The following is a 23257-nucleotide window of genomic DNA, read 5'->3' on the forward strand; positions in this document are numbered from 1 at the left end:
GGGTTATGAGCACGAAAATCATCAGCCTGGTGTCCATCGGCGCCCACCCGACCTCCGGCCGGCCACGCCGCGCCGAGCAGGATGCACGAGCGGTTGAACTGGGCCTGCAACTGGCTGGGGATAACCTGCAAGTGCTGCATGCCGGCGACGTCGCCGAACCGGCATTGCGCGCTTATCTGGGCATGGGCCTGGAGCAGCTGCATGTGCTGGAACAACCGGAAGGTGCTGACGCGCTGCCGGCGTTGACCGCGTATTTGCGTGATGCCGGGGCGCAAGTGGTGCTGACCGGCAGCCAGGCGGAAACCGGTGAAGGCTCGGGCATGTTGCCGTTCCTGCTGGCGGAAAGCCTTGGCTGGCCGCTGGTGGTGGGGTTGGCGCAGGTCGAATCCATCGACGGCGGTTCGGCGCTGGTGCTGCAGGCCTTGCCGCGCGGGCAGCGTCGGCGCTTGAAAGTACGCCTGCCGTTTCTGGCGACTGTGGATAACGCGGCGCCCAAGCCTCGGCAGAGTGCCTACGGCCCGGCGCGGCGCGGGGTGTTGCACGCGGATGAAGTCGAAGTAATCGACGATGAACTGCTGGCGGTGGCCACGCTGCAACCGGCCAAGCCACGCCCCAAGCGCTTGAAAGTGATCAAGGCCAAGAGCGGTGCAGACCGCATGAAAGCCGCGACGGCCAAGGCCAGTGGCGGAGGCGGGCAGGTGCTCAAGGGCGTGACCGCGCAGGCGGGCGCTGAAGCCATTCTCAAGTTGTTGATTGAAGAAGGCGTGGTTCGCTAACAGTCCTGTGGAGTCCCGTAAATGGCAGTTGAGTTTCGTTCGGCCCTGCGCACGGATGCGCGGGAGATTGCTCGCTTGTTTCAGATTTCATCAGAAGGTGCGGCGGATTACATCTGGAGCCAACTGGCGCAGCCCGGCCAGGACCTGCTGGAGGTCGGTGCCAGTCGTTACGCTCGTGAAGACGTCGATTTCTCCTATCAGAACTGCCTGATCGCGCAGGCCGAGGGACAGGTCATCGGCATGCTGCACAGCTACGCGATGCGCCACGATCCATTGGCCGCTCCCGTGACCGATCCGGTCCTGGCGCCGTATGCCACGATGGAAATCCCCGACACCCTTTATATTTCGAGCCTGGCCCTGCATGAGGGCTGGCGCAATCAGCGCTTGGGCCAACGATTCCTCGCCTACGCCTACGACCGTGCCAATCAGCTGGGGCTCAACGGCTTGAGCCTGATCGATTACGCGGTGAATACCGGCGCCCGACGGTTTTATGAGCGCCATGGCTTCCGGATCGTCGATACCTGCCAGATCACGCCCCACCCGATGATTCGGGTTACGGGGGAGGCGTATTTGATGTATCGGCCTTAAGGACATCGAACACCTGTGGGAGCGAGCCTGCTCGCGATGACGGACTGACATTCACCATCGATGTTGCCTGACCCAGAATTGGCGCATTTACCCACAATCCCTGTTAGCGCTTCTGTGGATAACATGTTCGCGCCTCGCTACACCCCGTACCCAGCAAGCCCTTCAGCCCTCCGTACAAAAAACAACCAGTCTAAGCCACGGTTTTTTCGAGCTTTTTCCACAGAACGACTTCCTGCGTAAGCCGATACTTGCCCCCAATCTCTGTTGGCGCTTCTGTGGATAAGATGTTCGCTGTCCGCTACAGGCTATATAAACCGTGGCTTTCAGTGAGTTGATCAAATAATGTTCAATTTGCCGTTTCCCTTCGTTAATCCTTCCGCAAACCCCGAATTCTCACGGCTTTCAGCAGTTTTCCACAGAGCCTGCCAAGTTGCCCCCAAAGTCTGTTGGTGCTTCTGTGGATAAGGTGTTCGCCATCCTCTACATGTCATATAAACCGTGCTCTGCAGACTTTTGATCAAAAAACGATCAGTAGCTGCATAAAACCCTGCTTCTGGATAAGTCACGGTTTTTCTTCATTTTTTGTGAATAAATTTGGGCTCTCGTCCACAGTTGTCCCCAATAGCTGTGGGTGGAGATGTGGATAACTTGTTCGCTGAACCCTGCAAGCCACGGTCTGTATAGGCCCGAACGCGATAGATCAGATTTCATACAGTTCTAAGGCACTTCCTTGACTTCGATCTGTCGCCTGTCTTCACTCTCAGGCACAAGGACAGCCGTCACTTATCCACATCTGGTTCAGGGAGAACGCGTGATGGATAGCCAGCCATATCGCTCGCACCCAAACCCTTGCGTGACCTGTGTACCGACCCCCGCCACCTTGCTGCGTAAACGGATTCACCGTCGCGCCACCAATCAGCGCGCTCGCCTATAGCGCCTGAAGCCTTTCCCCATACCCTGACGCCGCTGCCATTGAGGCCCGACCGTGCCCGGTGACCAGGCGTTTGTTCGTCTATCGATTGCAGGCAACCACAGAGTTGCCCATCTGCCTGAGAGGAAATGACCCATGACACGGATCGCCACGCCCATCAGCGACATCAAGGAACATTACGACGTGATCGTCATCGGCTCCGGCTACGGCGGCGGGATCGCGGCGTCGCGCCTGTCCCGGGCCGGCAAGCGGGTGTGCCTGCTGGAGCGGGGCCGGGAAATCCAGCCGGGCGAATACCCCAACACGATGCTGGCGGCCACCGAAGAGCTGCAAGTCCATGACCCGGACGGGCACATCGGTTCGCGCACCGGGTTGTTCGACCTGCACGTCAACGCCCAGCAGAACGTGGTGGTCGGTTGCGGCCTGGGCGGCACGTCGCTGATCAACGCCAACGTCGCCTTGGAACCGGAGCCCGGCGTGTTCGACGATCCACGCTGGCCGCTGGCGGTGCGTGAACACCGCGACACGCTGCTCAAGGATGGGTACGCCCGGGCTCGGGAGATGCTCAAGCCCAATCCCTACCCAAGCACCTCGCCGGTGCTGCCGAAACTGGAAGCCAACAAAAAATCTGCGGACTACCTCAAGCAGGGGGCGCATTTCTACAAGCCGCCGATCAACGTGACCTTCGACAAACTGCCGAACAATCTCAACCACGTCGGCGTCGAGCAATTACCGTGCAACCACTGCGGCGACTGCGTGTCGGGCTGTAACAACAAGGCCAAGAACACCACGCTGATGAATTACCTGCCGGACGCCTGGAACCACGGCGCGGAGATTTTCTGCCAGGCCGAGGTTCGGCATCTGGAGCGCGACGCCGACGGCGACGGCTGGATCGTGCACTTCCAATACCTGGACAGTGGCCGCGAGAAATTCTCGGCACCGACGTTATTCGTCAAGGCTGACGTCGTCGTGGTTTCGGCGGGCACCCTGGGCTCCACCGAAATCCTCCTGCGCTCTCGGGACAAAGGCTTGTCGACGTCCAATCAGCTCGGCGAGAACATGAGCGGCAACGGTGACATTCTCGGTTTCGGCCACAACTGCGACCAAGCGATCAACGGCATCGGTTTCGGCGCGCATCCGGCCAGTGAAATGAAACCGGTTGGCCCGTGCATCACCTCGATCATCGACATGCGTACCGAAGGCGACTGGCGCAGCCGCATGGTCATCGAAGAAGGCTCGATCCCCGGCGCGCTCGGCCGGCCCATGGTGCCGAGCATGGCCGCGTTCGCCGGGTTGATCGGCAAGCCCACCGACGACAGTTTCACCGGCAAGCTCAAGTACGCGGAGCGCGAAACCGAAAGCTTCCTGCGCGGCCCGTATCACGGCGCCCTGCATAACATGCAGACCTACCTGATCATGAGCCACGACGACGGCAAGGGGCGCATGGTGCTCGACAGCAAGGATCAGTTGCGCATCGACTGGCCGGGCGTCGGCGAGCAGGAAAACGTGAAGATTGGCAACGATCGGCTGCACCAGAGCACCAAGGCATTAGGCGGGATTTGGGTCGAGAATCCGATCTGGACCGAGCTGCTCAAACACAGCATCGTTTCCGTCCACCCGCTGGGCGGTTGCGTGATGGGCGAGGACGCGGAGCAGGGCGTGGTCAACCACAAGGGCCAGGTATTCAGCAGCGCCAGTGGCACCAATGTCTATGCCGGGTTGTACGTGGCCGACGGCGCGGTGATTCCGACTTCCCTGGCGGTCAATCCCCTGCTGACCATTTCTGCCGTGAGCGAGCGCAACATGGGCCTTCTGGCGGCCGATCGCGGTTGGCACATCGACTACACGCTGCCCTCGGCACCGCGCAAACAAGTGGCGCCACCGACCCTCGGCGTGCAGTTCACCGAAACCATGAAAGGCTATTTCTCCAAGGACTTCACTCAGCCTCAAGGCACCGATCTCAAGCTCTACGAAACGGCGGCCAAACGCGGCGAGTCGGAGAACTCGCCGATCGAGTTCACCCTGACCATCACCGCCAACGACCTCAACCGCATGATCAAGGAGCCGGAACACGCTGCGACGCTGGTCGGCACGCTCAATGCGCCGGGTCTGTCGTCGGAACCGCTGACCGCCAGCAATGGCGTATTCAACCTGTTCGAGGAGTATCAGGAACAGGTCGGCGTACGGCACATGAATTACGACATGAAACTGACCGCCGAGGACGGCAGCGATTATTACTTCAGCGCGTTCAAAACCGTGCCCGAAGACAACGGCGTGCTGAACGTCTGGCACGACACCAGCACCCTCTACGTGACGCTGTATCGTGGGTCGGACAAGACCGGTGAAGTGCTGGGTTCGGGGGTGATGCACATCCATCCAGCCGATTTCGCCAAGCAGATGACCACCATGAAGGTGCTCAACGCGCGCAACGAACGCGAGCGCATCGACGGTCTGGCGCGGTTCGGCAAGTTCTTCGCCGGCATCTTGTGGGAGAGCTACGGCGGGGTGTTCGCTGGCGACATCTACTTCAACCCTGACGCACCGCCGCGGCAGAAACGCCCATTGGATGCACCGATTCCGAGCGTGCAGTTCTTCCAGACCGAAGACAACGTACAGCTACGCCTGACCCGCTATCAGGCTGGCAGCAAAGGGCCGGTGATGCTGGTGCATGGCTTGGGCGTGGGCTCGAATATTTTCTCCACCGACACCATCCAGACCAACCTGCTGGAGTTCTTGTGCAAGCACGAGTACGACGTCTGGCTGCTGGATTTGCGGGTGAGCATTCTGTTGCCCGCCAGCAAGAAGGAATGGAACGGCGACCAGATTGCGCAGTACGACTTCAAGGCCGCCATCGCGCAGATCCAGCAGGCGACCAAGGCCGCGGACGTGCAATGCGTGGTGCATTGCTACGGGGCGACGACTTTCTTTATGTCGTTGCTGGCCGGGTTGCAGGGCGTACGTTCGGTGGTCTGTTCGCAGATCGCCGCGGATACGGTGGTCGCCACGGCAACCGGGCTCAAGGCCGGCCTGCACCTTCCGGGGATGCTCGACGCCATCGGCATCAAATCCCTCACCGCGTATGCCGACAACAAGGAGAGCTGGTTCAACAAACTCTACGACAAGGCCCTCAACGGCTACGCCCGCATCGAGGCTCAGGGCTACTGCACCAACCCGGTGTGCCATCGCATCACCTTCATGTACGCGTCGCTGTACCGCCACGACACGCTCAACGACACCTTGCATGACAACCTGCATGAGCTGTTCGGCGAATCGAACATGCAGACCTTCGAGCACTTGGCGCTGATCCTGCGCAAAGGCCATCTGGTGGACTTCAAGGGCCAGGACGTCTACATGCCGCACTTCGACCGGCTGACGATGCCGATCTGTTTCATCAGCGGCGAAGACAACCAGTGCTACCTGCCGGAAAGCACGCTCAAGACCTATGAGCGCGTGTGCAAAGCCCATGGGCCGGAGCGCTACAGCCGCCATGTGGTGCCGGGTTACGGGCATATCGACTGCATGTTCGGCAAGAATGCGGTGCTCGATGTGTACCCGATCATCCTGCAACACCTGGAGAAAACCGCCCTCGGCTAGCACTGCTTACTGTGGCGAGGGAGCTTGCTCCCGCTGGGCTGCGTAGCAGCCCCAAAACCTGAGGGTGCGATCTATCAGATACACCGCGTTTTCTGGTTTTACGACTGCTTCGCAGCCGAGCGGGAGCAAGCTCCCTCGCCACAAAAGCCGTGGGCTGACTGGGATTGGTGACGACAAGGAATGGATGCTATGGACAGTTACATCCGCTGGTTTCAACGCTTCATCTGGCTAGGCATCGTGATGAACATGGTCTTCGCAATTCCGGCGCTGTTCGCGCCGGCGTTGCTGACTTCGATGCTCGGGATGCCGCCGCAACTCTCCGATCCGTGGCTGGAAAACGCCGGCATGCTGCTGGTGGGGATCAGCCTGTTCTACATGCCGTCAGGCTTCAACGCACCGCGGTACGTCGTGCATTCGTGGCTGTGCGTGTTGTCGCGACTGGTCGCCGTGGCGTTCTGGATCTACCTGATCAACACCAGCAACCAGGCTCAGGTATTCGTGCCGATGCTGCTGGGTGATCTGAGCATGTTCCTGATCCTCGGGGTTCTGCTGTACCTGGGCAGCGCGCCGGCCAATCGGCCGCTGGCGTTACTTCGCGACGGCTGGCATGCGTGGCGCGCAGCCTGGGCGCGACGCTGGCAGCGGCACAGCTTCAAAGTCGCCACGCTGGTTGTGGTGCTGGCGCTGGGGTTTATCGGCTACGAAACCTGGTACCAGATGCTGCGGGTGGTGCCGGCAGAGCAGTACGCCTCCGATGAGGACCACTACAAGTACGGCGCCATCGGCCTGGGCGTTGAAGCGCGGATTCCCTATTACCTGTTCGCCGTATTGCCGCAGATGTGCCCGGATAAACTGCCGAAACCCGGCGGCTACGAAGTTTTCGGTTTCCTCTATGAGAACGGCAAGGACCTGCCGATCGGTATGGCCAAGCGGCAGATCGGCTACCCGACCGTGGAGCCCAACTGCGCCCTGTGCCACACCGGTTCCTACCGGGCCAATACCAGCGAGGTCGCCATCCCGGTGGCCACTGCGCCGGCCAATACCCTGCAACTGCAGGCCTTCCAGTGGTTCGCCTACAATTGCGCCAGCGATCCGACATTCACCCCCGACGCGGTGATGACGGCGATCAACAGCAAGTTCCAGCTCGGTTTTTTCGAGCGCTTGTACAACCGTTACGTGATCATTCCGATGGCCACGAGCGCGCTGGTCAAGCAGAAACAGGCCTATGCCTGGCAACGTCTGCGCGCACCGCAAGGGCCGGGGCGCACCGACACTTTCAACCCGACGAAAATGGTGGTGTTCGGCTTCCCGGACGACTCGACCATCGGCACCGTCGACTTGCCGCAAGTCTGGAACCAGAAGCCTCGGGAGTCGCTGTACCTGCACTGGGACGGCAACAACAACGACATCCATGAGCGTAACTACGCGGCGGCCATGGCCGTGGGCGCAACGCCGGAGTCAGTGTTGCCGGCCAGCTTCAATCGAGTGACCAACTGGCTGCTGGGCCACAAGGCGCCGGCCTGGCCGTTCACGCTGGATCAGGCCAAGGTCGCACAGGGCAAGCCGGTCTGGGAAAACAACTGCGCCGGTTGTCATGATTTCGGCCGCACCGACACCGGTCAGGTCACCACCAACATTGAGGAACTGGGCACCGATCCCCATCGGCTGAACTCGTTCACCAATGGTTTAGTGACGGCTTTCCATGGCTTCAAGAAATCACCGTTCGACTTCGGCGCCTATCGCAAGACCCAGAGCTACAGCAACACGCCCACCGACGGCGTCTGGTTGCGCGCGCCGTACTTGCACAACGGTTCGGTGCCGACCCTGTGGGATTTGCTGCAACCACCGGAAAAGAGACCGCTGGTGTTCTTCACCGGCTCCGATGTGTACGACCAGGACAAAGTCGGCTTCGTCACCAGTGGCCAGCAAATGAAGGCCTCGGCGGACTTCAAATACGACACGCGCCTGGAGGGCAACCATAACGGCGGCCACCTGTACGGCACGCAACTGTCGGAGCTCGATAAGCGGGCGCTCATCGAGTTCATGAAAACCCTGTAATTCCACTACGGATGGAGGAACGCGACATGTCATTGGTCAGTCATTGGGAACACGAGTACGACAAGGTCAAGCTACGCGTACATGGCTTGTTCACCCGTTTGGATATGGCCTGGAAAAAGCTCGTCAGCGAGCTTGAACCCAAGGAGTACGAGGCCATCGTCGCGCTATTGCAACGGGGTCACGATCAGGCGCACTACGTCCTCAAAAACGGCGACTTGCCCGACGATCAACCGAGTGTGCCGTGGGAGTTGGCCCACGGATTGTCGATCCTGCATATCGGTAACGCCACTCCCTTGCCGCAATCGGCAGACGAGCTGCAAACCCGAGTGCTCAAGGACGGCAGCTTGCTCGGTTGTCGCAAATGGGAACTGCTGGATCTGCTGTGGAGCGAGGCGCTGCTCAAGTGGATCGAGAACCTGCGGCATCACGCGCCGTTCGCTACCAACCCGGCGCTGATGCGCATGGACAGTGATGTAACCCTGGCCATCGCCGGCGACTGGGGTACCGGGCCGTTCGACAGCCATGCGCCGGCGGTGTCGGTGGCCAATCAGATGCAACTGGCTCAGGCCGATTTCACCGTTCACTTGGGGGACGTGTATTACGCCGGCACCCACTCCCAGGAAGACGTCGACATGGTCGGCTGGCCCATGGGCAAGCACGGCTCGTTCACCCTCAACTCCAACCACGAGATGTACAGCGGCGCCCATGGCTATTTCAAGGAATTGGCCAAGCGTTTTCCGGCGCAGCAGGGCACCAGCTATTTTGCGTTGTACAACGATGACTGGCTGGTGATCGGCCTCGACACGGCGTATGCCTCGGATCCGATTAACCTGTACATGGACGGTGCACTGAACAAGGAGCAGATCGACTGGATGAAAGGACTGCCTCAGCGCAAGAAAATCATGGTGCTCAGTCATCACCAGGGTTTCGACATTACCGGACACAACAAGACGGCGCTGTATCAACCGGTGTGCGATGCCTTGGGGCGTGAGCCGGATTATTGGTATTGGGGGCATTTGCACAACGGCATCTGCTACGCCGCTCAAGGCGGGTTGCATGCGCGCTGCGCCGGGCATGGGGCGATTCCCTACGGCAATGCCAGCGAGCTGAACGGGCATTCGCGGGTGCTGTGGTCGGAAACGCAAAATGCGCGGGATGAGGCGTACCCGGATCGAGTGTTGAACGGTTATGTGAAAGTGCGGCTGGTGGGGGAAAACATCGAAGAGACGTTTATTGGCGAGGATGGGTCGGTGCGGTGGTCTTCAAGTTGATTGGGTGAATGTTACGGCCTCATCGCGGGCAAGCCCGCTCCCACAGTCATGGGGGTGTTCACAGAATTTGTGAACGCCGCCGATCCTTGTGGGAGCGGGCTTGAACTGGCCTAATGATTTTGCTCTTAGCCTTGAACCGGAACCCCTTTGAGGTAAGGCGCAGGCTCGGCCCCAAGGTTGTTCAGCAACCGCTCGCTGTACCAGTCCACAAAGTTCACCACGCCAAACTCATAGGTCTTGGAGTAAGGCCCTGGCTGGTACGCGGTGGAGTTGATGCCGCGCTGGTTTTCTTCGGCCAGGCGACGGTCCTGGTCGTTGGTCGCATCCCAGACCTGGCGCATGCGCTCCACGTCGTAGTCCACGCCTTCGACCGCGTCCTTGTGCACGATCCACTTGGTGGTGACCATGGTTTCCTGAGCGCTGATCGGCCACACGGTGAACACGATGATGTGGTCGCCCATGCAGTGGTTCCACGAGTGCGGCAGGTGCAGGATGCGCATCGAGCCCAGGTCCGGGTTCTTGATGCGGCCCATGAGCTTGGCGCAGCCCTGTTTGCCGTCCATGGTCATCGACACGGTGCCCTTGAGCAGCGGCATGCGCACGATGCGGTTACGCAGGCCGAAACTGGCGTGGGCGTAAGGGATCTTCTCGGCTTCCCAGGCAGCGGCCGAAGCAGCGACGTGGTCCTTGAAGGCCTGGTCGGCACGCGGGTCGGTGACGTCGTCCCATTCCAGCAGGGTTTTCAGCAGTTCCGGGTGCGATGCGTTGCAGTGGTAGCACTCGCGGTTGTTTTCCAGCACCAGTTTCCAGTTGGCTTTCTCCATCAAGGTGGTTTGCACCGCCACCTTGGTGTTCTCCATGTCGTACGGTTCCATGTAATGGCTGAGCGTCGACAGGAAGTCATCAATGGCCGGCGGGTTTTCCGACAGGCTGATGAAGATGTAGCCGCCAGCGGTTTTCACGTTCACCGGTTTGAGGCCGTACTGCTTCATGTCGAAGTCGGCGCCCATTTCGGTACCGGCGAACAGCAGGCGACCGTCCAGCTCATACGTCCACTGGTGGTAGTGGCAGACCAGTTTGGCGACTTTGCCTTTTTCACTGGTGCACAGCCGTGAACCGCGGTGACGGCAGACGTTGTGGAACGCATGGACCACGCCTTCGGCGCCACGAATCACGATGATCGGGTTCTTGCCGACTTGCAGGGTCAGGTAGTTGCCCTTGGTCGGGATTTCGCAGGTCATGCCGGCGATCAACCACTCTTTCTGAAAGATTTCCTGCATGTCGATATCAAACAGCCGCTCGTCAGAGTAAAACGGCTGCGGCAGCGAGAAAGTGCGCTCGCGTTCTTGCAGCATCTGCGCGGTGGCCTTGCGTGCGGGTTCCAGCGGATCGCCCAGGCTGATTTTTGCGGTGACGTCCATCGATTTGATCCTCAAGGCCATTCTGTGTGGCCGGCGAAAGTGGCTAATCAGGTTTGCTACGCAAGGTGTAAAGATTATGTCTTGGTATGGGGCGAGTGTGGGGCCGGCGCTCGCCAGAACCTTATCCATGGGCGACATGGCCCAATCTGTTCCCGACGCGCAACCCCCGGTAATTGGGGGCTGGTCGCGATAAGTATGTGAATGTCGCAGATAGGTAAATGGAGGGGCTGCGCTATACGCAGAATCGCCAACATAAAGGCCGGTAGTCGGCCGTGGAGAACAGCATGTCCAACAGCTTCCTGAATCCGGTAACCACCCAGACCTGGGCCAATGGTCGACACATTGTCCGTTGCGTCAAAGTCATCCAGGAAACCTGGGATGTGCGCACCTTCTGCTTCATGGCCGACCAGCCGATCCTGTTCTTCTTCAAGCCCGGGCAGTTCGTCACCCTGGAGCTGGAAATCGACGGCGTGCCGATCATGCGCTCCTATACCATTTCCAGCTCGCCGTCGGTGCCGTACAGCTTTTCGGTGACCATCAAGCGCGTGCCGGGGGGCAAAGTGTCCAACTGGCTGCACGACACCCTGCATGAAGGCCAGGAGCTGGCGGTGCACGGGCCGGTCGGGCTGTTCAACGCCATGGACTTCCCTGCGCCGAAAGTGCTCTACCTCAGCGGCGGCGTCGGTATTACGCCGTGCATGTCCATGGCCCGTTGGTTCTACGACACCAACGGCAATGTCGACATGGTATTCATCCACAGCGCCCGTTCACCGAAAGACATCATTTACCACCGCGAGCTGGAACACATGGCGTCGCGGATCGATAACTTCAGCCTGCACCTGATCTGCGAGAAGCATGGTCTGGGCGAGCCGTGGGCCGGTTATCGCGGTTACTTGAACCACAAGATGCTCGAACTGATGGCGCCGGACTTCCTTGACCGTGAAGTCTTCTGCTGCGGCCCGACCCCGTACATGAACGCGGTCAAGCGCATGCTTGAGGCGGCGGGTTTCGACATGAAGCGTTATCACGAGGAATCCTTCGGCGCGACGCCAGCGGAAGCCCGTGCCGATGCGGTGGAGCAAGCCGAGCAAGCGGCGGATGCTCCAGAAATCGACGCGGCGGATCTGCATCAGGTGGAATTCACCGCGTCCGGCAAAAGCATTCGCGTGGCGCCGGGCGAAACCGTGCATGCGGCGGCGGCCAAGCTTGGCCTGCTGATCCCGAAAGCCTGCGGGATGGGGATTTGCGGGACGTGCAAGGTGATGAAACTGGGCGGCGAGGTCGAAATGGACCACAACGGCGGGATTACCGAGGAAGACGAGGCCGAAGGGTTCATCCTGTCGTGCTGCAGCGTGCCAAAGGGCGACGTGCGGATCGAGTTTTGAACCTGTGGGAGCGAGCCTGCTCGCGATAGCGGTGGATCAGTCAATATCAATGTTGAATGTTCCGGCCTCATCGCGAGCAGGCTCGCTCCCAAAATGGTTGGTATTTCAGTCCACAAACAGGTCTGGCATCAGCTTGTCTTTGGTGTCGGGCTCAAAGCGGTAATGATCGAATTCGGTCACGCCATGCTCCCGCAGAATCTCCTCATCAATCAGCAACCGCCCGGTGATGCTGCGACCACTGCTGCTCAGAATCGCGTAAGCCGCATCCGCCATGATCGCCGGCGTGCGCGCATGTTTGAACGACTCGCGTGACCCCAGCTGAAACTCGATGGCAGCCGTGGCGATCATGGTCTGTGGCCATAGGGAATTGACGCTGATGCCGTAGTTGGCAAATTCCTCACTCATGCCTAACGTCAGCATGCTCATGCCGTATTTGGTCACTGTGTAAGGGCTGTATTGGGCGAACCACTTGGTGGCCAGATTCAGCGGCGGCGACAGGTTGAGGATGTGGCCGGCGGTTTTTTTCAGATAGGGCAGGGCGGCCTGGCTGCACAGCAGCACGGCGCGGGTGTTGATCTGGTGCATCAGGTCGAAGCGCTTGAGTTCGATGTGTTGCACACCGGTCAGCTTGATCGCCCCGGCATTGTTGATCAGCGCATCGATGCCGCCGAAATGTGCGCTGGCGTCGGCCATGGCCTGGCGCACGGCAACTTCATCACGCACATCCACCTGCAAGGCCAACGCCTTGCCTCCCGCGGCTTCAACTTCCGCCGCCACGCTGAAAATGGTGCCGGGCAGTTTGGGGTGAGGGGTGGCGCTTTTGGCGGCAATCACGATGTTGGCCCCGTCCTTTGCTGCCCGCAGCGCAATCTCACGCCCGATGCCACGGCTCGCGCCGGTGATGAACAGGGTTTTGCCTTGTAGTGACATGCGTACGCTCCTGATTGTTGTTATCTGAGCGGAGGCTCGACAAACAATGTAGACCAAGTCACTGGCGCAGGAGGAAGGGGGAGCGTGCAAGCCTGTGGCGAGGGAGCTTGCTCCCGCTCGGCGGCGAAGCCGTCGTAAGACCCGCCAATGCGGTCTGTCTGGCAAACCGCAGTTTCAGGCTGGTGAGGCCGCTTCGCAGCCCAGCGGGAGCAAGCTCCCTCGCCACAGAAGTGGGTGGGGCGTCAGGCTGTCATCACGTGCCGAATATCCGCCGCCAATTCCCGCACGCGTTCTTCTTCGGTGTCCCACGAGCACATGAACCGTGCGCCGCCGTTGCCGATGAAGGTGTAGAAGCGCCAGCCCTTGGCGGTCAGTGCGGCAATGGCCGGTTCCGACAGTTGCAGGAACACGCCGTTGGCCTGCACCGGGAACATCAGTTCCACGCCAGGAATATCGCTCACCAGTTCGGCCAGCAGCTGCGCGCAGTGGTTGGCGTGGCGGGCGTATTTGAGCCAGGCGTCGTTTTCCAGGATCCCGACCCACGGCGCCGAGAGGAAGCGCATCTTCGACGCCAGTTGCCCGGCCTGCTTGCAGCGGTAATCGAAGTCTTCGGCCAGTTTGTGGTTGAAGAACAGAATCGCTTCGCCCACCGCCATGCCGTTTTTTGTGCCGCCGAAGCACAGCACGTCAACGCCGGCCTTCCAGGTCAGGTCGGCTGGTGAGCAGCCAAGAAATGCGCATGCATTGGAGAAGCGTGCGCCGTCCATGTGCAGGTTCAGGCCCAGTTCTTTGCAGGTGGCACTGATGGCGCGGATTTCTTGCGGGGTGTACACGCTGCCGACTTCGGTGGCCTGGGTCAGGGTCACTACGCGGGGTTTGGGGTAGTGGATGTCCTGGCGCTTGAGGGCGATTTCGCGGATCGACTCCGGCGTCAGCTTGCCGTTTTCGGTGCGGGCGATGAGCAGCTTGGAGCCGTTGGAGAAAAACTCCGGCGCACCGCATTCGTCGGTTTCGACGTGGGCGGTTTCCGAGCAGATCACGCTGTGGTAACTCTGGCACAGTGACGACAGGGCCAATGAGTTGGCCGCGGTGCCGTTGAAGGCGAAGAACACTTCGCAGTCGGTTTCGAACAGTTTGCGGAATTGATCGGCCGCGCGAGCGGTCCACTCGTCGTCGCCATAAGCGCGCTGGTGGCCGTGGTTGGCCTGTTCCATGGCAGCCCAGGCTTCAGGGCAGATACCGGAATAGTTGTCGCTGGCGAATTGTTGGCTCTTGTCGGTCATGGCCGGCTTCCTTGGTCGAGGCTCTTATGGTGAAGAACATCGTGGTCAATGATGGTGCGCACTTTACCCAAGATCGTCAGGAGAGCACACGGGATGATGCTGTCAGAAAAATACACGGTTGACGGGCAATTATGCACATGACGCAACGGGATGGGGCGCTGGATCTGCTCAAGTGGCTGGCGCTGCTGAGCATGGTGCTCGATCACCTGCGATATGTCGGTTACTCCATCGATCTGCTGTATGTGCCGGGCAGGTTGGCGTTCCCGTGGTTCTGTCTGGCGATGGCGGCGAACCTGTCGCGAGTTCGTGCAGTCACGGCCGACGGCCAGTGGCGTTACCTCGGTTGGTTGTTGCTGTTTAGCGCTGTAAGCGAAATCCCCTACCGGATGTACATTCCTGATCTCAAAACCTTAAACGTATTGCCCACGTTGGTTCTGGGTTTGTTGGTCGCCCGTGGCTGGCAGCACAGGATGCTTCAGCCGCGACTATTGGCGGCCGGTGCCTTGTTGCTGGCGGCGCTGTTCCCGGAACGACTGATGTTCGGATTCTTCGGCGTGCTGTTGCCGCTGGCGATGTTGCTGGTGATCAGGCGTCCCTGGTATTTCAGCCTGCTGCCGGGGCTGGTCTGCCTGGCGGCCAATCAGTGGCAAGTGCTGTATTACGCCGCGCGGCTCGGCAGCGGTGCGGCGATCCTCGGCGCTGCCGCTTGTCTGATTGCGCCACTGCTGGGGCTGCTGCTATTGCGACATGCCCAAGGCATTCAACCGCCACCGATGCGCCGTTGGGCGTATGCGCTCTATCCCGCGCATTTCCTCGTGCTTCTGGCCTTGCGCCAACTTATCGCTTGATCCCTGGCCTTCTAAAGAGGGGCGCAAAACCCTGTGGGAGCGGGCTTGCCCGCGATGGCGGCATCATATCCAGCATTGATGTCAGATGACCCACCGCTATCGCGGGCAAGCCCGCTCCCACAGGGATCTTTTCTGATTTGAAGGTTGTGTTCGGCATGCCATTTCTCGCCATGTCGTAAACGCACCTTTGCGTGGCGTCCATAGGCATTTGACCTGTCTGCGCCGGTCATACCATCGCTTCCAAAGGGCACTGCCGTAACGCCAGTGCCTTACCGAGACGAATGGCGCATAGATGCCGCTGGGAGAGACGCGATGTTCAGCAAGCAAGACCAGATCAAGGGTTACGACGATGCACTGCTGGCGGCGATGAATGCCGAGGAGCAACGCCAGGAAGATCACATCGAGCTGATCGCGTCCGAGAACTACACCAGCAAGCGCGTGATGGAAGCGCAAGGCAGCGGCCTGACCAACAAATACGCCGAAGGTTATCCGGGCAAGCGCTACTACGGTGGCTGCGAGCACGTCGACAAGGTCGAAGCCCTGGCCATCGAACGCGCCAAGCAATTGTTCGGTGCCGACTATGCCAACGTTCAGCCGCACTCCGGCTCTTCGGCCAACAGCGCCGTGTACCTGGCACTGCTGCAAGCCGGCGACACCATCCTCGGCATGAGCCTGGCCCATGGCGGTCACCTGACCCACGGCGCCAAAGTGTCGTCCTCGGGCAAGCTGTACAACGCCGTGCAGTACGGCATCGACACCAAGACCGGCCTGATCGATTACGACGAAGTCGAGCGCCTGGCCGTCGAGTGCAAGCCGAAGATGATCGTTGCCGGCTTCTCTGCCTACTCCAAGACCCTCGACTTCCCACGCTTCCGTCAGATCGCCGACAAGGTCGGAGCGCTGCTGTTCGTCGACATGGCTCACGTTGCCGGTCTGGTCGCTGCCGGCCTGTACCCCAACCCTCTGCCTTACGCCGACGTGGTCACCACCACCACCCACAAGACCCTGCGCGGTCCGCGTGGTGGCCTGATCCTGTGCAAGTCCAACGAAGAAATCGAGAAGAAGCTTAACGCTGCCGTATTCCCCGGTGCTCAGGGCGGCCCGCTGATGCACGTCATCGCCGGTAAAGCCGTGTGCTTCAAGGAAGCGCTGGAGCCTGGCTTCAAGGCTTACCAGCAACAAGTGATCGACAACGCCCAAGCCATGGCCGGCGTATTTATCAAACGCGGCTACGATGTAGTGTCCGGCGGTACCGATAACCACCTGTTCCTGGTCAGCCTGATCCGTCAGGGCCTTACCGGCAAAGAGGCGGACGCAGCACTCGGTCGCGCCCACATCACCGTGAACAAGAACGCTGTCCCGAACGATCCACAGTCGCCGTTCGTGACCTCCGGCCTGCGTATCGGCACCCCGGCGGTGACCACTCGCGGCTTCAAGGTTACCCAGTGCGTTGAACTGGCCGGCTGGATCTGCGACATCCTCGACAACCTCGGTGACGCCGATGTCGAGGCCAATGTCGCGCAGCATGTGGCAGCCCTGTGCGCGGACTTCCCGGTTTATCGCTGAGCGCGGTTTTGGAGTAAATGACTATGCAACGCTATTCGGGCTTCGGCCTCTTCAAACACTCCCTCAGCCATCACGAAAACTGGCAGAAGATGTGGCGCACGCCGACCCCGAAAAAGGTCTATGACGTGGTCATCGTCGGCGGTGGCGGGCATGGTCTGGCGACCGCCTACTACCTGGCCAAGGAGCACGGCATCACCAACGTGGCCGTGGTCGAGAAAGGCTGGCTGGGCGGCGGTAACACCGCGCGCAACACCACCATCGTTCGCTCCAACTACCTGTGGGACGAGTCGGCGCACCTGTACGAACACGCGATGAAATTGTGGGAAGGCCTGTCCCAGGACCTGAACTACAACGTGATGTTCTCCCAGCGTGGCGTTTACAACTTGTGCCACACGCTTCAAGACATTCGTGATTCCGAGCGTCGGGTCAGCGCCAACCGCCTCAACGGCGTGGACGGCGAACTGCTCGATGCCAAACAAGTGGCCGACGAGATTCCGTACCTCGACTGCTCCAAGAACACTCGCTACCCGGTGATGGGCGCTACCGTCCAGCGTCGCGGCGGCGTGGCCCGTCACGATGCCGTGGCGTGGGGCTTTGCCCGTGCCGCCGATGCCTTGGGCGTGGACCTGATTCAACAAACCGAAGTGATCGGTTTCCGTAAGGAAAACGGCGTGTGCATCGGTGTTGAAACCAACAAGGGCTTCATCGGCGCCAAGCGCGTCGGTGTGGTCACTGCCGGTAACTCCGGGCACATGGCCAAACTCGCCGGTTTCCGTCTGCCGATCGAATCGCACCCGCTGCAAGCGCTGGTGTCCGAGCCGATCAAGCCGATTATCGACAGCGTGATCATGTCCAACGCCGTACACGGTTACATCAGCCAGTCCGACAAGGGCGACCTGGTGATCGGCGCCGGTATCGACGGCTACAACGGCTACGGCCAGCGTGGTTCGTACCCGGTGATCGAGCACACCATCCAGGCCATCGTCGAGATGTTCCCGGTGCTGTCGCGCGTACGCATGAACCGTCAGTGGGGCGGCATCGTCGACACCACGCCGGATGCGTGCCCGATCATCTCGAAAACCCCGGTACCGAACATGTTCTTCAACTGCGGTTGGGGCACCGGTGGCTTCAAGGCAACACCTGGCTCGGGCAACGTGTTTGCCGCGAGTCTGGCCAAGGGTGAAATGCACCCATTGGCTGCACCTTTCTCCATCGACCGTTTCCATAGCGGTGCGTTGATCGACGAACACGGCGCTGCAGCAGTCGCCCACTAACAGGAGAAATCCCTATGTTGCATATCTTCTGTCCTCACTGTGGCGAACTGCGCTCCGAAGAGGAATTCCATGCATCCGGCCAGGCGCACATCCCGCGTCCACTGGATCCGAACAGCTGCACCGACGAGGAGTGGGGCGACTACATGTTCTTCCGCGACAACCCTCGCGGTCTGCACCACGAGCTGTGGGATCACGTCGCCGGTTGCCGTCAGTACTTCAACGTCACCCGTGACACCGTGACCTACGAGATTCTCGAAACCTACAAGATCGGCGCCAAGCCGCAGTTCACCGACAAGACCGACAGCCCGAAAGCGGCCGCCACGGCTCTGGGAGAGAAGGTATGAGCCAGATCAATCGCCTGTCCAACGGCGGACGCATCGACCGCAACAAAGTGCTGAGCTTCACCTTCAACGGCCAGGTCTACAAAGGCTTTGAAGGCGATTCCCTGGCTGCAGCCCTGCTGGCCAACGGTGTCGACATCATCGGCCGTAGCTTCAAGTACTCGCGCCCACGGGGCATCTTCGCCGCCGGTGCCGAAGAGCCGAACGCTGTGCTGCAGATCGGTGCGACCGAAGCCACGCAGATCCCCAACGTACGCGCCACGCAACAAGCGCTGTATCAAGGCCTCGTCGCCACCAGCACCAACGGCTGGCCGAGCGTGAACAACGACATGATGGGGATTCTCGGCAAGGTCGGCGGCAAGCTGATGCCGCCGGGCTTCTACTACAAAACCTTCATGTACCCGCAATCGTTCTGGATGACCTACGAGAAGTACATTCGTAAGGCTGCCGGCCTTGGCCGTTCGCCGACCGAGAACGATCCGGACACCTACGACTACATGAACCAGCACTGCGACGTGCTGATCGTCGGCGCTGGCCCTGCGGGTCTGGCGGCTGCGCTGGCGGCTGCCCGTAGCGGTGCGCGTGTGATTCTGGCCGATGAGCAGGAAGAGTTCGGCGGCAGCCTGCTCGATTCCCGCGAAAGCCTCGACGGCAAGCCTGCCACCGAGTGGGTCGCCAGCGTCATCGCCGAGCTGAAAAACACCCCGGACGTGCTGCTGTTGCCGCGCGCCACGGTCAACGGTTACCACGACCATAACTTCCTGACCATTCACGAGCGCCTCACCGATCACCTCGGTGACCGTGCCCCGATTGGCCAGGTGCGTCAGCGCATCCACCGGGTTCGCGCCAAGCGTGTAGTGCTGGCGACCGGTACTCACGAGCGTCCACTGGTCTACGGCAACAACGACGTGCCGGGCAACATGCTCGCCGGCGCTGTGTCGACTTATGTTCGTCGTTACGGCGTGGCACCGGGCAAGAAGCTCGTGCTGTCGACCAACAACGATCACGCTTACCGCGTAGCGCTGGATTGGCTCGACGCCAGCCTGCAAGTGGTTGCGATCGCCGACGCCCGCAGCAACCCGCGTGGTGCGCTGGTGGAAGAAGCGCGCGCCAAAGGCATCCGCATCCTGACCGGCAGTGCTGTGATCGAGGCCCGTGGCAGCAAGCACGTCACCGCTGCTCGCGTTGCCGCGATTGACGTAAAAGCACACACCGTCACCAGCCCGGGCGAATGGCTCGATTGCGACCTGGTCGCCAGTTCCGGCGGTTACAGCCCGGTGGTTCACTTGGCATCGCACTTGGGCGGCAAGCCGATCTGGCGTGAAGACATCCTCGGTTTCGTACCGGGTGAAGCACCGCAGAAACGCGTGTGCGTCGGTGGCATCAACGGCGTCTACGGCCTCGGCGACTCGCTGGCCGATGGTTTTGCAGGTGGTGCTCGCGCCGCCAGCGAAGCCGGTTTCAGTGTGGTCGAAGGCACCTTGCCGAAAGCCCTGAGCCGTCTGGAAGAGCCGACGCTGGCGCTGTTCCAGGTGCCTCACGAAAAAGCCACTGCCCGTGCGCCGAAGCAATTCGTCGACCTGCAGAACGACGTCACCGCTGCCGCCATCGAACTGGCGACCCGCGAAGGCTTCGAGTCGGTCGAGCACGTCAAGCGCTACACCGCACTGGGCTTCGGCACCGATCAGGGCAAGCTCGGCAACGTCAACGGTCTGGCCATTGCCGCCCGTTCGCTGAACGTGACCATCCCGCAGATGGGCACCACCATGTTCCGTCCGAACTACACGCCGGTGACTTTCGGCGCCGTGGCCGGTCGTCACTGTGGGCACATCTTTGAGCCGGTTCGTTTCACCGCGCTGCATCACTGGCATGTGAAGAATGGCGCCGAGTTCGAAGACGTCGGTCAGTGGAAACGTCCTTGGTACTTCCCGAAAAACGGTGAAGACCTGCACACCGCCGTGAAGCGCGAATGCAAAGCCGTGCGCGACAGCGTCGGCCTGCTGGACGCTTCGACCCTGGGCAAGATCGACATCCAGGGCCCGGATTCGCGCGAGTTCCTCAACCGCATCTACACCAACGCCTGGACCAAGCTCGATGTGGGCAAGGCCCGTTACGGCCTGATGTGTAAAGAAGACGGCATGGTGTTCGACGACGGCGTGACTGCATGCCTGGCCGACAACCATTTCGTGATGACCACCACCACCGGCGGCGCTGCACGCGTGCTGCAATGGCTGGAAATCTACCATCAGACCGAATGGCCAGAGCTGAAGGTGTACTTCACTTCGGTCACTGACCACTGGGCGACCATGACCCTGTCGGGGCCGAACAGCCGCAAGCTGCTCAGCGAAGTCACCGACATCGACTTGAGCAACGAAGCCTTCCCGTTCATGACCTGGAAAGAAGGTCTGGTCGGTGGTGTGCCAGCGCGGGTGTTCCGGATTTCGTTTACCGGTGAGCTGTCGTACGAAGTCAACGTGCAGGCCGACTACGCCATGGGCGTGCTGGAAAAAATCGTCGAGGCCGGCAAGCAGTACAACCTGACCCCGTATGGCACCGAAACCATGCACGTTCTGCGTGCGGAGAAGGGCTTCATCATCGTCGGTCAGGACACTGACAGCTCGATGACCCCGGACGACCTGAACATGGGCTGGTGTGTCGGTCGCACCAAACCGTTCTCGTGGATCGGCTGGCGTGGCATGAACCGCGAAGACTGCGTGCGTGATCAGCGCAAACAGCTGGTCGGTCTGAAGCCGATCGATCCGACCAAATGGCTGCCGGAAGGGGCGCAACTGGTGTTCAACACCAAGCAAACCATCCCGATGACCATGGTCGGTCACGTGACTTCCAGCTACTTGCACAACTCCCTGGGCTATTCGTTTGCCATGGGTGTGGTCAAGGGCGGCTTGAAGCGCATGGGTGAGCGGGTGTTCGCACCGCTGGCCGACGGCAGCGTGATCGAGGCGGAAATCGTTTCTTCGGTGTTCTTCGATCCGAAAGGCGATCGCCAGAACGTGTAACACCACAGTTCCTGTGGGAGCGAGGCTTGCCCGCGATGAACGATAACGCGGTGCCTCAGGCAGACCGAGTTGCTCCCATCGCGGGCAAGCCACGCTCCCACAGGAAATACGAATTCAAGACAGGTGCTTTATGACCGCAGCCAATGTTTACCAACAACGCCCAACCACCGGGGCCAAGGCCGAGTCGTCGCTGCATCATGCAGACCTCGCCAGCCTGGTGGGCAAGGGTCGCAAGAACGCCGGCGTGATCGTGCGTGAGAAAAAACTCCTCGGTCACCTGACCATCCGTGGCGATGGTCACGATGCCGCGTTCGCCGCCGGCGTGCACAAGGCCCTCGGCCTGGAACTGCCCGCCGCGCTGACCGTGGTGATCAAAGGCGAAACCAGCCTGCAATGGATGGGGCCGGATGAATGGCTGCTGATCGTGCCGACCGGTGAAGAATTCGCTGCCGAGAAAAAGCTGCGTGAAGCACTGGGCGACCTGCACATCCAGATCGTCAACGTCAGCGGCGGCCAGCAGATCCTCGAACTCAGCGGCCCGAACGTGCGTCAGGTGCTGATGAAATCCACCAGCTATGACGTGCACCCTAACAACTTCCCGGTGGGCAAGGCTGTCGGCACGGTGTTCGCCAAGTCGCAATTGATGATCCGCCACACCGCCGAAGACACCTGGGAACTACTGATTCGTCGCAGCTTCTCGGATTACTGGTGGTTGTGGTTGCAGGATGCGGCCGCCGAATACGGCCTTAGCGTTCAGGCGTAATTGTGGCGAGGGAGCTTGCTCCCGCTCGGCTGCGCAGCAGTCGTAAAACCTGAGTCCGCGTTCCTTCTGCAGGAATGCGGTTGCTGAAAAAGGGGTTGCTTCGCAACCCAGCGGGAGCAAGCTCCCTCGCCACAGGTCTTCGCAGTCGCGTAGGTATTTTCGAACAGGAGTCACCGCATTATGAGCCGCGCCCCAGACACATGGATTCTGACCGCCGATTGCCCTAGCGTCCTCGGCACCGTGGATGCGGTGACCCGCTTTCTGTTCGAGCAGGGCTGCTACGTCACCGAGCACCATTCCTTTGATGACCGGCTCTCGGGTCGTTTTTTCATTCGCGTGGAATTCCGTCAGCCCGACGGCTTCGACGAACAAGCCTTTCGCGCAGGTCTGGCGGAACGTGGTGACGCCTTCGGGATGGTCTTCGAACTGACCCCGCCGCATCACCGGCCGAAAGTGGTGATCATGGTGTCCAAGGCCGATCACTGCCTCAACGACTTGCTCTACCGTCAGCGCATCGGCCAGTTGTCGATGGACGTGGTCGCCGTGGTTTCCAACCACCCGGACCTCAAGCCGTTGGCCGACTGGCATCAGATTCCGTACTACCATTTTCCGCTGGACCCGAACGACAAGCCCTCCCAGGAGCGTCAGGTCTGGCAGGTGGTCGAAGAGTCCGGCGCCGAACTGGTGATTCTTGCGCGCTACATGCAGGTTCTGTCGCCAGAGCTGTGCCGCAAACTCGACGGCAAGGCGATCAACATTCATCACTCCCTGCTGCCGGGTTTCAAGGGTGCCAAGCCCTATCACCAGGCCTACAACAAGGGCGTGAAACTGGTCGGCGCCACGGCGCATTACATCAACAACGACCTGGACGAAGGCCCGATCATCGCCCAGGGCGTGGAGGCGGTGGATCACAGCCACTATCCCGAAGACCTGATTGCCAAAGGCCGGGATATCGAAGGGCTGACCCTGGCGCGGGCGGTGGGCTATCACATTGAACGACGGGTGTTTTTGAACGCCAATCGCACGGTCGTTCTTTAGATCGCCATCGCGGGCAAGCCCGCTCCCACAGGGGGTTTGTGTTGTTCACAGACCTTGAGTACAGCCGATCCACTGTGGGAGCGGGCTTGCCCGCGATGGCGCCATAACAAACAACACAAGACACACAGGCAATAACCCGAGCAATCAACGCGCCGCCGATCCATGGCGACGCG

At 60.5% G+C, this 23257-nt stretch carries 17 protein-coding genes; 13 read left to right on the forward strand and 4 right to left on the reverse strand.

What is annotated here, in order from left to right:
* The first annotated feature begins 5 nt into the window (after positions 1-5).
* Positions 6-776 carry an electron transfer flavoprotein subunit beta gene (gene etfB / locus AB7M26_RS07865; RefSeq protein WP_123497269.1) on the forward strand — a complete coding sequence of 257 codons (771 nt, stop codon included), beginning with the start codon at positions 6-8 and terminating at the stop codon, positions 774-776.
* 21 nt (positions 777-797) lie between these two features.
* A complete protein-coding gene (locus AB7M26_RS07870; RefSeq protein ID WP_123497271.1) occupies positions 798-1364 on the forward strand; it encodes a GNAT family N-acetyltransferase in 567 nt (188 codons plus the stop codon).
* A 335-nt stretch (positions 1365-1699) separates the two neighbouring features.
* On the opposite strand, the gene AB7M26_RS07875 is transcribed toward AB7M26_RS07870, so the two are convergent.
* A complete protein-coding gene (locus tag AB7M26_RS07875) occupies positions 1700-1930 on the reverse strand; it encodes a hypothetical protein (protein ID WP_148050139.1) in 231 nt (76 codons plus the stop codon).
* Between the two features lie 500 nt (positions 1931-2430).
* Between AB7M26_RS07875 and AB7M26_RS07880 the strand changes: the two genes are divergently transcribed.
* From AB7M26_RS07880 to AB7M26_RS07890, 3 genes are all read left to right on the forward strand, one after another.
* A complete protein-coding gene (locus tag AB7M26_RS07880; RefSeq protein WP_429388547.1) occupies positions 2431-5889 on the forward strand; it encodes a GMC oxidoreductase in 3459 nt (1152 codons plus the stop codon).
* A 189-nt stretch (positions 5890-6078) separates the two neighbouring features.
* Positions 6079-7947, forward strand: coding sequence for a c-type cytochrome (locus AB7M26_RS07885; protein ID WP_429388550.1), 1869 nt, complete (start codon positions 6079-6081; stop codon positions 7945-7947).
* Positions 7948-7973: 26 nt separating this feature from the next.
* Entirely contained in the window at positions 7974-9218 is a 1245-nt protein-coding gene (locus AB7M26_RS07890) for a metallophosphoesterase family protein (RefSeq protein WP_429388553.1), read from the forward strand.
* A 125-nt stretch (positions 9219-9343) separates the two neighbouring features.
* Here the strand turns inward: AB7M26_RS07890 and gbcA are convergent, their stop codons facing one another.
* Positions 9344-10639 carry a glycine-betaine demethylase subunit GbcA gene (gene gbcA / locus AB7M26_RS07895; RefSeq protein WP_123497279.1) on the reverse strand — a complete coding sequence of 432 codons (1296 nt, stop codon included), beginning with the start codon at positions 10637-10639 and terminating at the stop codon, positions 9344-9346.
* 284 nt (positions 10640-10923) lie between these two features.
* Here gbcA and gbcB point away from each other — a divergent pair, with 284 nt between their 5' ends.
* Positions 10924-12024 (forward strand): glycine-betaine demethylase subunit GbcB, encoded by a 1101-nt coding sequence (gbcB, locus tag AB7M26_RS07900; RefSeq protein ID WP_123497283.1) that lies wholly within the window; start codon positions 10924-10926, stop codon positions 12022-12024.
* Between the two features lie 105 nt (positions 12025-12129).
* Here gbcB and AB7M26_RS07905 read toward each other — a convergent pair whose 3' ends face one another.
* Both AB7M26_RS07905 and AB7M26_RS07910 read right to left on the reverse strand, forming a co-directional pair.
* Positions 12130-12954 (reverse strand): SDR family oxidoreductase, encoded by an 825-nt coding sequence (locus tag AB7M26_RS07905; RefSeq protein WP_192344844.1) that lies wholly within the window; start codon positions 12952-12954, stop codon positions 12130-12132.
* 242 nt (positions 12955-13196) lie between these two features.
* The gene (locus AB7M26_RS07910) at positions 13197-14237 is read right to left on the reverse strand and encodes a threonine aldolase family protein (protein ID WP_123497287.1); all 1041 of its coding nucleotides are present in this window, start codon (positions 14235-14237) and stop codon (positions 13197-13199) included.
* 131 nt (positions 14238-14368) lie between these two features.
* On the opposite strand from AB7M26_RS07910, the gene AB7M26_RS07915 reads away from it, so the two are divergent.
* The 7 genes from AB7M26_RS07915 to purU all read left to right on the forward strand — a co-directional run bounded on the left by AB7M26_RS07915 (position 14369) and on the right by purU (position 23084).
* A complete protein-coding gene (locus AB7M26_RS07915) occupies positions 14369-15085 on the forward strand; it encodes a TraX family protein (protein ID WP_429375925.1) in 717 nt (238 codons plus the stop codon).
* Positions 15086-15397: 312 nt separating this feature from the next.
* Positions 15398-16651, forward strand: coding sequence for a serine hydroxymethyltransferase (gene glyA / locus AB7M26_RS07920; RefSeq protein WP_123497291.1), 1254 nt, complete (start codon positions 15398-15400; stop codon positions 16649-16651).
* A 23-nt stretch (positions 16652-16674) separates the two neighbouring features.
* Positions 16675-17925, forward strand: a complete 1251-nt coding sequence (locus AB7M26_RS07925; protein WP_007907561.1) for a sarcosine oxidase subunit beta — start codon at positions 16675-16677, stop codon at positions 17923-17925.
* 14 nt (positions 17926-17939) lie between these two features.
* Positions 17940-18269 carry a sarcosine oxidase subunit delta gene (locus AB7M26_RS07930; RefSeq protein ID WP_008008142.1) on the forward strand — a complete coding sequence of 110 codons (330 nt, stop codon included), beginning with the start codon at positions 17940-17942 and terminating at the stop codon, positions 18267-18269.
* A complete protein-coding gene (locus tag AB7M26_RS07935; RefSeq protein ID WP_123497293.1) occupies positions 18266-21283 on the forward strand; it encodes a sarcosine oxidase subunit alpha in 3018 nt (1005 codons plus the stop codon). The genes AB7M26_RS07930 and AB7M26_RS07935 overlap by 4 nt, the downstream gene beginning before the upstream one ends.
* Positions 21284-21413: 130 nt before the next feature.
* Complete coding sequence (locus AB7M26_RS07940; RefSeq protein ID WP_038981143.1) at positions 21414-22046, forward strand: sarcosine oxidase subunit gamma; 633 nt, start codon at positions 21414-21416, stop codon at positions 22044-22046.
* A 180-nt stretch (positions 22047-22226) separates the two neighbouring features.
* Positions 22227-23084, forward strand: a complete 858-nt coding sequence (gene purU / locus AB7M26_RS07945) for a formyltetrahydrofolate deformylase (protein ID WP_007907570.1) — start codon at positions 22227-22229, stop codon at positions 23082-23084.
* The last annotated feature ends 173 nt before the right edge of the window (positions 23085-23257 follow it).

It is taken from the genome of Pseudomonas sp. F-14 TE3482, from assembly GCF_053629455.1.